The sequence below is a fragment of the Hyphomonas sp. UBA3601 genome (assembly GCF_002375605.1).
Taxonomy (GTDB): Bacteria; Pseudomonadota; Alphaproteobacteria; order Caulobacterales; family Hyphomonadaceae; genus Hyphomonas.
This window is the reverse complement of the sequence record NZ_DFME01000005.1, coordinates 1-11,779: the sequence shown is the minus strand read 5'-3', so window position 1 is coordinate 11,779 and position 11,779 is coordinate 1. Positions and strand designations below refer to the sequence as shown.

11 protein-coding genes and 1 pseudogene are annotated in these 11,779 nt (G+C 60.3%); 6 read left to right on the top strand and 6 right to left on the bottom strand.

Annotation, left to right across the window (positions count from 1 at the left end):
• A partial coding sequence (locus B4F73_RS00250) for an AraC family transcriptional regulator ligand-binding domain-containing protein (RefSeq protein ID WP_290482238.1) occupies positions 1–609 on the bottom strand: 609 nt, incomplete at its 3' end.
• Between the two features lie 376 nt (positions 610–985).
• On the opposite strand from B4F73_RS00250, the pseudogene B4F73_RS16700 reads away from it, so the two are divergent.
• From B4F73_RS16700 to B4F73_RS00230, 3 genes and pseudogenes are all read left to right on the top strand, one after another.
• A pseudogene (locus B4F73_RS16700) lies at positions 986–1,679 on the top strand (cysteine hydrolase).
• Between the two features lie 218 nt (positions 1,680–1,897).
• Complete coding sequence (locus tag B4F73_RS00235; RefSeq protein ID WP_290481587.1) at positions 1,898–2,383, top strand: YHS domain-containing (seleno)protein; 486 nt, start codon at positions 1,898–1,900, stop codon at positions 2,381–2,383.
• Between the two features lie 68 nt (positions 2,384–2,451).
• Positions 2,452–2,913: a DUF1348 family protein gene (locus B4F73_RS00230; RefSeq protein ID WP_206991033.1), complete on the top strand. Its 462-nt coding sequence runs from the start codon at positions 2,452–2,454 to the stop codon at positions 2,911–2,913.
• A 19-nt stretch (positions 2,914–2,932) separates the two neighbouring features.
• Here the strand turns inward: B4F73_RS00230 and B4F73_RS00225 are convergent, their stop codons facing one another.
• Together B4F73_RS00225 and B4F73_RS00220 are read right to left on the bottom strand one after the other, a co-directional pair.
• On the bottom strand, positions 2,933–3,196 hold the full coding sequence (locus B4F73_RS00225) for a hypothetical protein (protein ID WP_290482235.1): 264 nt from the start codon (positions 3,194–3,196) through the stop codon (positions 2,933–2,935).
• 88 nt (positions 3,197–3,284) lie between these two features.
• Positions 3,285–3,764 (bottom strand): MarR family winged helix-turn-helix transcriptional regulator, encoded by a 480-nt coding sequence (locus tag B4F73_RS00220; RefSeq protein ID WP_206991031.1) that lies wholly within the window; start codon positions 3,762–3,764, stop codon positions 3,285–3,287.
• Positions 3,765–3,886: 122 nt separating this feature from the next.
• Here B4F73_RS00220 and B4F73_RS00215 point away from each other — a divergent pair, with 122 nt between their 5' ends.
• Together B4F73_RS00215 and B4F73_RS00210 are read left to right on the top strand one after the other, a co-directional pair.
• Positions 3,887–4,615, top strand: coding sequence for an SDR family NAD(P)-dependent oxidoreductase (locus tag B4F73_RS00215; protein ID WP_206991030.1), 729 nt, complete (start codon positions 3,887–3,889; stop codon positions 4,613–4,615).
• Positions 4,615–5,235: a 2-hydroxychromene-2-carboxylate isomerase gene (locus B4F73_RS00210; RefSeq protein ID WP_290482234.1), complete on the top strand. Its 621-nt coding sequence runs from the start codon at positions 4,615–4,617 to the stop codon at positions 5,233–5,235. The genes B4F73_RS00215 and B4F73_RS00210 overlap by 1 nt, the downstream gene beginning before the upstream one ends.
• An 85-nt stretch (positions 5,236–5,320) precedes the next feature.
• Here the strand turns inward: B4F73_RS00210 and B4F73_RS00205 are convergent, their stop codons facing one another.
• From B4F73_RS00205 to B4F73_RS00195, 3 genes are all read right to left on the bottom strand, one after another.
• On the bottom strand, positions 5,321–6,352 hold the full coding sequence (locus B4F73_RS00205) for a phytase (RefSeq protein ID WP_206991027.1): 1,032 nt from the start codon (positions 6,350–6,352) through the stop codon (positions 5,321–5,323).
• A gap of 177 nt (positions 6,353–6,529) precedes the next feature.
• Positions 6,530–6,793 (bottom strand): hypothetical protein, encoded by a 264-nt coding sequence (locus tag B4F73_RS00200; protein ID WP_206991026.1) that lies wholly within the window; start codon positions 6,791–6,793, stop codon positions 6,530–6,532.
• A 183-nt stretch (positions 6,794–6,976) separates the two neighbouring features.
• Entirely contained in the window at positions 6,977–9,772 is a 2,796-nt protein-coding gene (locus tag B4F73_RS00195; protein WP_290479713.1) for a TonB-dependent receptor, read from the bottom strand.
• A gap of 898 nt (positions 9,773–10,670) precedes the next feature.
• Between B4F73_RS00195 and B4F73_RS00190 the strand changes: the two genes are divergently transcribed.
• A partial coding sequence (locus B4F73_RS00190) for a DNA-packaging protein (protein ID WP_290482233.1) occupies positions 10,671–11,779 on the top strand: 1,109 nt, incomplete at its 3' end.

Sequence of the window (11,779 nt, the reverse complement as noted above, 5' to 3'; positions counted from 1 at the left end):
CTTGTCGAGCCGCTCGGCCGGGATGATCAGTGCGTCAATGTCTGCCCCGAAAGTGATCGGACAGCGAAAGTGTGCCTCCAGTAGCTCCCGCGAGCCGGCCGGTTCCGGGTGGCAGAACTGTACCGCGCCCGGTTTCGAATTCGGGCCGGTCGCCTCCCGGCACAGCGTGACATAGGTGGCCAGCGCGCCCTCGCTCGACAGGTCCAGGCCGAGGCGCGGCGTGTCCGGCCGCCGGTGCGTCCACCAGAATGTGTCGCCCTTGTCATACAGTTTGAACGTCGAGGCCGTATTGTAGGCGCGCGCATGGCGGTCCATCCGCAGGAAGGACTGGCGCAGCGTCGGTGCCGATTTCCAGGCCAGGCCCACAGCGCCGAAATCGGAGCAGGTGGCCGACATGCTGACGCCGAGCAGGAAGCGGATATCCGGTGTCTCGGTCTCGGCGATGGTTTCCAGCAAGCTGTAATAATTGGCGGCGTGGATCATGGCGGGCGGCGGGCCGGCCGATGGCGACGGGTCGAGTCCGGCCACACGGCACAACATGTCCCGATCCACCCGGTCGCTGAGCCGCTCAATGATCCTCAATACGAAGACGGTTGAAACTGTTGCCATCTCCCGCGCGCTCCCCGCTTTGGCCTTCCCGCCAAGGGCGCGATCCCCATCGCACCTCACGCTTTCACATTGCGCCAAAGGGATTGTCGCGTCCAGTCAACAGGATGTCGCGACCGGTCAATACGCTCATCGTCGCCCCTCATACGATGAGTACAGATCAGCTCAGGGTGACGCTCCAGACCGGGAGTATCTCCCCGCCGGGCTGGCAAACTGGACCACCAGACCCAACAGCCGCGAGGAAAAAAGACCAATGTTGAATTCACCCAGTACGCCACAAGCGCTTCTCAAGTTCATCGCGACGGCTACGGCTGTCATTGCCCTGATCGGCGTTGCAGCCGAAGCTGAGAGCCAAGGCGCCCGCCCGGCGTCGGCCAAGATGCCGCCGGTCAATGATGGCTTGCCCATGCCAGGATTTGTGGTGACCACGGATGGTACAGCCATCGTTGTCACCGATCCGCAAAATGATTTCCTGTCTCCTGACGGCGTCACTTGGGGCGTGGTCGGGCAAAGCATCACAGAGAACGGCACCGTCGAAAATATCGGCGATCTGTTCGCGGTTGCCGAGCAAACCGGCATGCCCGTATTCGTCTCTCCGCATTACTATTATGAGCACGATCATGAGTGGCTCTTCGAGGGCACGCTCGAGACCTTGATGCAACGACGGCATGTTCGACCGTCCATCCGCCTTGAACCTTGAAGGATTCGAAGGGTCTGGTGCTGACTGGCTGGACCAGTACAAGCCCTATATCGAGAATGGCGAGACGGTGGTGACCAGCCCGCACAAAGTCTATGGCCCGGATAGCAATGACCTTGCGCTCCAGCTGCGTAAAGCCGGCATCAACAAGGTCATTCTTGCAGGAATGTCATCAAATCTGTGTACGGAGTCCCACATGCGCAGCCTGATCGAATCAGGTTTCGAGGTCATGGTTGTGACTGATGCAACGGCCGGAGCCATCACAGAGCACTACAACGGCTATGACGCATCCCTCACCAATTTTCGAATGATTGCCAGTGCCGTTGATAACACCGCCAACACGGTGAAGGCGATCAGATCCGCCTACAAGAAATAAGCTTCGGAGCCATCTTTCCTGCGCCCTCTCCCCGGATGGCTCCCTTGGCGCCCAGTTGAACTCACCCACCCACACCCATCAGCTGGGCGCCCTCTTGTTTCGTCGGCGGATATTTGCAGGCCTCCCGCCGCCCGAAAATGCGTACTCCTGCGCGCAGCCCCTGAACGATCGGCCTGTTCCGCCAGATGACTGGCATTCACCCCTCAAGGATATCTGACATGACCAAGAAACTTTATCTCACCGGTATGGCCATCGCGATTGCGATGTCGGCCTCAATGCCCGCTTTTGCAGAAGACGAATACAATGTGTCGAACGGCGTAACGACAGCGGGCGTTCCCCTGGGCCTGCACGGCGTCGACGCAGTCGCCCTGACCACCTATAACGCAGTCGCCGAAGGCGACGCCGCGCATACGGTTGTTGAAGATGGCGTGGCCTACTATTTCGCGTCTGCGGAATCGGCTCGCAAATTCAAGACTGATCCGGTGCGCTTTGCCCCGCAATATGGTGGCTTCTGCGCTTATGCTGTCGCCCTTGGCAAGAAGTTCGACGGTGATCCTCACTATGCAGACATTGTCGATGGCAAGCTCTACCTGTTCGTGAACGCAGACGTCTTTGAAAAATACAAGAAAGATAAGGTGAAGATTCTCAAACGCGCTGAAAAGACCTGGCCATCCATCCAGCACAAGGCTGTTGGTGATCTCTGATCCTTTCATTGGCGGCCGGGCGGTGCGTCCGGCCGCATTCTTCCCTTCAGATATTGCAGGAGCCCCATATGCGCCCCCCTTTACCTCCTTTCACAGTGCAAACGGCTATCGAGAAAGTTCGCCTCGCCGAAGATGCGTGGAACGGGCAGGATCCCGAGAAAGTGTCGCTGGCCTATACCGAGGATAGTATCTGGCGAAACCGCGACCTCTTCATCAATGGTCGCGCCGAAATCGTCAGTTTCCTGACTGCCAAGTGGCGGCGAGAGATCCAGTATCGATTGATCAAGGAGTTGTTCGCCTTTTCTGACAACCGGATTGCTGTGCGATATGCGTACGAATTTCACGATCGCACCGGTCAATGGTACCGGGCATATGGCAACGAGAATTGGGAGTTCAGCGAGTCTGGCTTGATGCAACGACGGCATGCCAGCATCAACAACCTTCCTATCTCGGCAGGTGAAAGAAAGTTCCGCTGGCTGATGGGCCGTCGTCCTGACGATTATCCCGGCCTCAGCGAGTTGGGGCTGTAGGGTAGGCACCGAAGCCGCCCTAATCCCCGACGATCACCAGTGTCAGGCGGTCTGTGTACTTGCCAGCGGGGGCGTGAGTGGTGTCGGGGCGGATCAGTATGCCCCGCCGGTGTTGCGAGCTGGCAGCACCCTTGACCAGTGCGGTCTCTGCGCTCGGCGCAGGCGCCACCAGCTTGCCATCGATGCGCAAGTCATAGGCGATTCCCGTGGGCGTGAACTCGTGACGCAGCTCTCCGCCATTCTGTGACAGAAGATAGATGGGGTAGAGCGTGTTGGCGTCCACAGCGAAATCGACCGATTTTTTCAGACCTTCCTCATGGGACCAAAATCGAGCGGCCAGTGCATGTCTAGTGCATTGTCTGAACTCTGCTTCAATCGTTTGTATTGTGAGTATCTATGTTTCCAAGCATGTTCAGCGCGCTGATGAGAGCGTCCCATTGCGCTGCCCCAAGCTTTGCCTTGAGCGCCGTTTGGGCATCATTCCATCGGGTGACGATGTCGGTCAGCAAGGCACGTCCCTGATCGGTCAGGCGGACATGGCGCGCGCGCAGGCCCTCTGGCGTGAAGGTTTCGACCTGGCCTGTACGTTCAAGCGCCGCGATGTTTCTGACCATGGTTGTGCGCTCGGTGCGCATGCGCGCTGCGAAATCGGCGACGGAGGTATCTTGCAGATAGTAGAGCTGCATCAAAAGAGAGGCCTGTCCGGGAGCGATGCCGGCTCCGTCCAGATAGGCACCGTAATGACGGGCAAGCGCGCGATTTGCGGCGCGTGCCGCCTCAGCCATGCACACGTGAGGGCTGTGGCGGAGGTCTTCCAACAGCGGGATCTTGTCTGTCTTGTCCGTCAGCATGACGCGTGTCCTGCACTGATTTTCTAGGTCGTCGACGATTGGGGGATTTACCGCGACGCCATTAAGTGTGCATATACACATAACTTGAATGAGAAGACCAGAGGTCAAGAAGGAGGCGCGACATGGCGCATTTGGACAAAAGCGTCGCGATTGTGGGGGCAGGCGACTATATTGGCTCGGCCATTGCGAAAAAATTCGCGTCTGAGGGGTATTTGGTCGTGGCAGGCCGGCGCAATGGCGACAAGCTTGAGCCTCTGGTCGCCGAGATAGAGGCGGCCGGTGGCAGGATCTCAGCCCGATCTCTGGATGCGCGCGAACCAGAAGATGTCACCGCTTTCCTTGCCGAAGCGGACGCGTTGGCACCGCTCGCCCTTACCATTTTCAATGTGGGGGCCAATGTGAATTTTCCCATACTTGAGACGACGGATCGCGTGTTCCGCAAGGTCTGGGAGATGGCCTGCTTCGCCGGCTTCGTGACGGGGCGCGAATCTGCGCGGCTGATGCTTGAGCATGGGGAGGGCAAGATCTTCTTTACCGGTGCAACCGCAGGGCGACGCGGGGGGAATGGCTACGCCGCCTTTGCCGCGGCCAAGTTCGGATTGCGCGCCGTTGCCGAATCCATGGCGCGCGAACTTTGGCCCCGGCATATCCACGTGGCCCATCTCATCATTGACGCTGGCGTCGATACCGAATGGGTGCGCGAACGGATCAGGCAGGCAGGTGGGCCAGACAACCCGCCGGGCCTGATGCCACCCGAAGCCATCGCGGATGCCTATTGGCAATTGTTCCAGCAACCGGAAACAGCCTGGACCTTCGAACAGGAAATCCGTCCCTATGGGGAGACATGGTGATGCGTGATGTGAGCGTTGAATTCCATTTCGATTTCGGCAGCCCGAATGCTTATCTCAGCCACAAGGTGATTCCGGACGTGGAGGCGCGCACCGGAGTGAGCTTCACCTATGTGCCGGTTCTGCTGGGCGGTGTGTTCAAGGCGACAGGCAATCAGTCCCCGGTGATGGCGTTTGCGGGTATTCGAAACAAACCGGAATATGAGCGGCTCGAAATGATGCGGTTCATCGAGCGGCATGGCCTGACCCAGGCCTTCGCGATGAACCCGCATTTTCCGGTCAACACGCTGGCGATCATGCGCGGCGCCGTGGCGGCGCAGCATCTGGACGTGTTCAAGCCCTATGTGAACGCGATCTACGCTGCGATGTGGCAGGGCGCGCAAAAGATGGATGATCCTGAAACGATCGGACGGGTTCTGGCCGCAGCGGATTTGCCCGCAGACGCCTTGATGGCCACGGCGCAGGATTCCGGGATCAAGCAGGAATTGGTGGACAACACCACGGCCTCCGTCGAGCGCGGCAATTTCGGCTCACCCACCTTCTTCGTGAAGGAGAGGATGTGGTTCGGCAAGGACAGGTTGCGCGACGTGGAAGAGGCCATCCTCGCTGCCAGGGCTGCCTGACAGGCCCTGTGCATCGCAAACGAAAAAGCCCGCTCTCCAATGCGCCGGAGGGCGGGCTTTCGTGACTCTGGGGTAACGCTCAGACTTAGTCGAGGCCGAGGGCGGATTCGATCAGGGACCAGTCGACCAGCTTGAAGTTCTGGTCGACGCCGGAGGCCGGATTGCCATCATCCTGAACGACGAGAATGCCTTTCGGGAAGCCCGGCAGCGCCGCAGAGCTGACATCCAGACCATCCGTATGCGTTACAGCGTCGATGGAGCCGTCGGCATTGGCCGTTACGGTGAAGACGCCGCGCGGCGCATGAGGGGCTTTCAGGTCATAGACGACAAACCGGTCTGCGGCCTGGGACGACGCAACAAGGTAACCCGCGCCATCTGCACCGGCCCAGATGTCCATGCCTTCAACATCGGCGACCAGGCCATTCTGTGCGGCGATCGTGTCGACGCTGACCGGGGCGGCAGACCAGTCATTCAGGTCGAGTTTCCAGATGCCGTGCTCTTCCTCACCGAGAAAGACCTGACCATTGGCTTCGTCAAATACACAGCCTTCCAGTTGAAGCTGGCCGAACTGGCCAACCTGGATTTCAGCGACCAGCTCCGGACCTTCACTCATCTTGTCGGTCTGGACAGACCAGACCTGGGCCATGCCGTCCTTATAAGTGGGCATTGCGTAATAGGTGGTGCCGACCTGACCAGCACAGATGCCATAGGGTTCGTCTTTCTGTGTTGGCGTGTCGCCAACATGGCTGACCGTGGCGGTGACCGGGTCGATGGCAAACCAGCTGATGGAATTGGTTTCGTCATTCGAGGCGACAGCGACATCGCCGCGCAGGTCGACATTGTTGACGCGGCCGACATCAAGGAATTGAAGCTCTTCGCCTGCGAGATTGTAGACGTGGAGGCCTTCATCCTTGTTGGTGCCGAGCACCAGGCTGTCAGCCGGGTTTGCGACATTCACCCAGACAGCCGGATCGTCCGCCTTGTCGCCTGTGCCTGTCATGGGCGCCGTTTCGATAGATGCCGGGATGGGCGCAGTGTCGATGGCGTAAATCTGCTGGGCAGGCTCTGTGGCGCAGGCAGACAGAAGCAGGGCGGCGAGGGGAATATAGCGTTTCATGAACACTCCTCAGGGGCTGGGACAAACAGGGTTCGGGTCGGTATTCCCTGCGTCCGGCGCAAGATCAAGACGCGCGGGCGAGTTTTCACAAATGTGCCATGATGCGCGTCTGTCGGACATGAAAAAAGCAGGCCAATTGGCCTGCTTTTCCCGGATAGTGATCTTGTCGAACTTGGCTCAGGTGCCTTGACCTGGCGCCGGGGTCCGCAATGCACCGCGCTGGGCTTCACCAGCCATTTTCTCACCTTGAGCCTCATGACGGGCCCACTGTTCTGCAGTCATGCAGATCTTGCCAGGATAGACTTTGCCCGGGATCGCTACGCGCTCACAGATCATGTTCTCGTCATTGGACGCATCGGCGACCGAGTAGCCCTCTTTCTTTTTGAGGGCGCAGCCGGATACCGCGATCAGGGCGGCCAGAGCCAGAATTGGTGCTTTCATGAAAAATTCTCCCGCTAATTGTATCCTTCTAGCAGGAAAAACACCGGGTGCACCCCCTAACGCAAGGAAAATGTACCCAAACGATTGCAGATGCACAGGTTTTTGGCTGAGTGCCATGCGTTCAAACAAAACCGGGCGAGGATCGCTCCCCGCCCGGCTTTCGGTAAGTCTCGTCAACCCAGCCTAGTAGGTCAGGCGGGCACCGATGACATAGCGGGCACCATATTCGTCATACTGAGACAAACGGCTTTCTGCGCCGTGATAATAGTATTCCGGCTCGTCGGTGAGGTTCTTGCCTTCGACATAGATCTGGAGGTTGTCGTTGACGTCGTATTTGGCTGACGCTTCGACGCTGAGGTGATCGCTGGTGTAGCGGTCCAGATCGGCGCCGAACAGCTCGTCGAGATAGTCATCGCGGAAATTGGCCGAGATGCGCAGATCCCACGGGCCCTTGTCGTAGCCGATGGAGGCGTTCCAGATGAGGTCGTTCTGCTTGAGCAGCGGCACGTCGCGGGTCTGGGCCACATCCTCTTCGTCCGGGACGGACGCTTCGGATTCAACGATGGTGACATTGGCGGAGGCGAGGAAGCCTTCCCAGAAGCCGCCCAGGAAGTCGAGCTGCTGGACATAGTTGAGTTCGAGGCCCTGCACCGTGGCGGTCTCGCCATTGATGTAGGTGGCGACTTCTTCGATGTCCGCACCGGCATCGCCAAGGAAGCCCAGATCGATGGAGCCTGGCAGCTGGTCAATGTCATAGGTGGCGCCGAAGATCGGGTTGCGGATGTCCTTGTAGAACAAGCCAGCCGACAGGACCGACAGCTTGGTCGGGTAGTATTCGATCGACAGGTCAAAATTGTTGGCCTCGTACGGGTCGAGATTGGGGTTACCCATTTCGACTTCGTCGCGGTCATCATTCAAGGCAGCTGTCGGGCGCATCTCACCGAAGGCCGGGCGGACCAGCGAAGCGTAATAGGCTGCGCGGCCGACGACATTTTCGGAGAAGGCATATTTCAGGTTCAGGCTCGGCAGGACGTGGACATATTCATCGTCGAACTGGCGTGTGCCGACCTGGTCTGGATCGCCACCTTCATAGAAGACATTGCCCGTGGTTGATACGTCGGTGGCTTCGATACGCGCCCCGGCAACGACGGTCAGGTCGTTGATCTGGAAGGTGCCCATGCCGTAGCCGGCGATGATCATCTCGTCGATTGTGTAGTCACCGGCGAGGCTGTCGAAATTCGTACCGTCTTCGTCCAGCTCATCGGCGGTGAAGGTTCCGCGCAGGGCCCGGGTCAGGCCGGCGCTCGGCCATTCGAACATCGGGTTGTTCATGCGCCAGCCGGAAATCTGGCTGTTGGCATTGATGTAATCGGTCAGGGCGACATCGTCGCGTTCCCAGATGAAGAGGTTCTCGTCACGGACCTTTTCGCGGTCGCGGACCTTCACACCCATTTTCCAGGTCACGGGCGTATTGCCGAGGACGGTGTCATTGGTCAGGTCGAGCTTGTAGGCCCATTCAGTGTCTTCGTTGACCGTGAACTCCTGCTCGTAGGCGTCCATTTCATAACTGGCCGGGTCATACAGGAAATCGATGCCCGTGCCGGAGAGCTTCGGTTTCTGCGGGTCGGAGTTGTCCCACACGACGATGCCATCGCCTTCCATGTCGTCGGAGCGGAAGGCTACGTCGTGATTGTTGGAATCGTCTTCTTCGGCATAGGCGTAGGACACTTCGTAATCGACGGTCCAGTTGCCGGCGAAAGTCTTGCCGCCCAGCGCATAGGTCTGGATCTTGCGGGTCTCTTCGCGCTGGCGGACTTCGACGTCTGCTTCGGCGAAGTTGAAGTTGTAGAGGTTGCCGTCAACGCTAACACCTTCTTCGGCGAGGTCGCGGAACTCGAACTTGTTGCGGACTTCGTCGTCCGTGTATTCGTTGACCAATGTGCGCAGGTAGAGCTCAGTGTTCTCGGTCATGCGGTAGTCGACATTGAAGACGAGGCCGACGCGCTCGCGCGTCAGGTCGTACCAGCGCATTTCATAATCATCGTTCGGAATGAAAGCGTTCAGGTCGTCGTCGAAGCCCCAGCCGCCGGTTTCGTTGTTATGGGCCTGAATGCCGAGGCTCTGATAGTTGATGGAGGCCGCAACGCCGAGCTTGTCGCCAAACACGTTGGAATAGGTCAGCGTGGCTTTCGGGGAGACGTCTTCGGTCAGCTCATTGTAGGAGCCTTCGACCTTGGCGCGGATGAACTGGCCGTCGCGGTCAAAGGCGGAGATGGTCTTGAGGTTGATGACGCCGCCGATTGTGTCGGCATCGACATCCGGGGTCAGGGATTTCTGGACTTCGATACCGTCCAGAAGGTCAGATGGCACACCATCCAGCAAGACGCCGCGGCGATCTTCCGGAGACGGCGTGCGCACGCCGTTGATGGTGGCTGAGATCAGGTCAGAGTTGATGCCGCGGATCGAGACATAGCGGCCTTCGCCCTGGTCATTCTCGATGGACAGGCCAGCCACGCGGGCGAGCGAGTCCGCCACGGTCGTGTCGGGGAAGTTGCCGAGGCCGTCGGAGTCGATGACGCTGATGATGGCATCGGAGGCGCGCTGCTGGTTGATCGCACCGGCCTGGGCCGCGGCCGAGCCGACAACGAGAATGTTGTCGAGATAGCGCACATCGCCGCCAAGCTGGATGCTGAAATCGGTGTCGCCAGAGATCGACACTGTGTCGGTGACCATGTCCGCGCCGACATAGGAGACGCTGACCGTGTAGTCGCCGGCCGGGACGCTGGTGAAGCGATACTTGCCGAACCGGTCGGACGAGGCGGTACGGCCCAGTTCCTCGATCGTGACAATCGCGCCCTGCAGCGCAGCTTCGCCGGACGCATCGGTCACGGTCCCTTTCAGGATGTCGGCGGCAGCAGCCTGCGCCATCACAGCAGTGGCAGCTCCGATCAGGAGGAGCTTGCGGGAAGTAAAGGTCATGGGAGGTCGTCCTTGCTCTGGGAATCCGTATTAAGAAGTCTACGCTTCGAAAACTGCGGCCCCGTCCCACGCCAGAGTTACGGCTGGATGACAGATGCGTAATGTTTTTATGACGCCCCCGGAATTCTTAGGAAAATGGGGCAAGTGCCTGCCATGCGGGGAAAAATTCGTGCTTTTCCCGCAACACTTATTGGCGTCGCTCTGAGGTTGAGCAGGCGAATCATCCCGAAAGCTTGAGGGTTTTCGGAGCCTGAATTCGACGGGGTCCGCACCCATGCGACATTGCCCCTCTCACCGCAGGAGGCCCGAATGATCCGACAGCCCCATCGTCAACGCCTGATCCGGCAGGTCCGGCTCCAGCGCCTGTTGGGGCGGAGCATGGCGGAGATCGCGGCGCAGGTTGGCCGGGGCGCCAGCACAGTCTGGCGTGTGATCCGGGACAATGGGCTCGACGCTCCGGAGAGACCGCTGGAGCGCCAGCGCCTGTCGCTGAGCGAAGCGCACGACATGGCAGTGGACCGCATGATGGCGGCGGATGTGACGCCGGAGGAGTTGCGCGCGCTGAGTGGCCTGATCATGCGGCTGGCGGCGGAAATCCGGCGGATGGAAATGGCGGTGGCGACTTGGGAAGGGGATGAGGATGTGCGGATTGCCGGACGTGCCAACGAAGACGAAACGGGCGAAGACGCCGAAGACGAACTCTCTCCAGCCGCTGAGCAATGCCGGCTGGACGCCCTTGCTGCCGGATTTCAAACAAAGGGCGCGTCAGGCGGCGCAGAGCAACGACTGGAGCACGCTGGCGGAATGGGAGTGCAGCCTGGTCAGCCAGAATCCGTGGATTCTGCACGCCCGCGATATACAGGTGCCGCCGCCGGGCGGATGGCGGAGCTTCGTGTTCATGGGCGGACGCGGCGCTGGGAAGACGCGGGCGGGGGCCGAATGGCTCCGTTGGTCGATGATTCACGGGCGGTGTCACCGGGCGGCGCTGGTGGGACCCGCCCTGCACGATGTGCGCGAAGTGATGATCGATGGGCCGAGCGGGCTGAAATGGATCGAGCCGCTGAAGTGCCGCCGCCCACACTACTCGCCCAGCCGGCGGATCCTGAGCTTTGACAATGGGGCGGAAGCGCATGTGTTCTCTGCCGAAGATCCGGACAGTTTGCGCGGGCCGCAATTTGATGTGGCCTGGTGTGACGAGATCGCCGCATGGATGCGGGGGCAGGCCGTGTGGGACACGTTGCAGATGGGGCTGAGGCTGGGCGCGGACCCGCGCGTGATGGCGACGACCACGCCGCGACCGACGGATTTCTTCAAGGGTCTGCTCACCGGGCCGGGGACATTGGTGCGTCAGGCCAGCATGGCCGAGAATGCGGAGAATCTGTCAGATGGGTTCGTGGCGGCGATGCAGGCGGCCTATGGGGGCAGCGCGCTGGCCCGGCAGGAAATTCATGGCGAATTGCTGGAAGATGCCGAAGGCGCATTGTTCCGTAGGCAGATGATTGATGCGGCGCGGGTGAGCGCGCCGCCCATGCTGGAAGATGTGATCGTGGCTGTGGACCCGCCCGCAACGAGCGGGCCTGCGGCGGATGCCTGCGGGATTATTGCGGCGGGCGTGCGCGACGGGGTCGCCTATGTGCTGGCCGATGCGTCAGCGCCGGGCCTGAGGCCGCTCGACTGGGCGAGGCGAGCGGTTGCGGTGTGCCGCGAGGTTGGCGCGCGGGAGATCATCGCCGAGTCCAATCAGGGCGGCGAAATGGTGCGGCAGGTGCTGGAAAGCGCCGGGGCGGATGTGCCGGTGCGGCTGGTGCATGCGCGGCTGGGCAAGCGCGCACGGGCCGCGCCTGTGGCGACGCTGTATGAGCAGGGGCGGGTGGCGCATGTCGGCCTGTTGCCGACGCTGGAAGACCAGATGTGCCAGTTCGGCGCGGAAGGGTTTCGCGGATCGCCTGACCGGGTGGATGCGCTGGTCTGGGCCATCTGGGCACTTTTGCAGCAGGGCAATGGGCC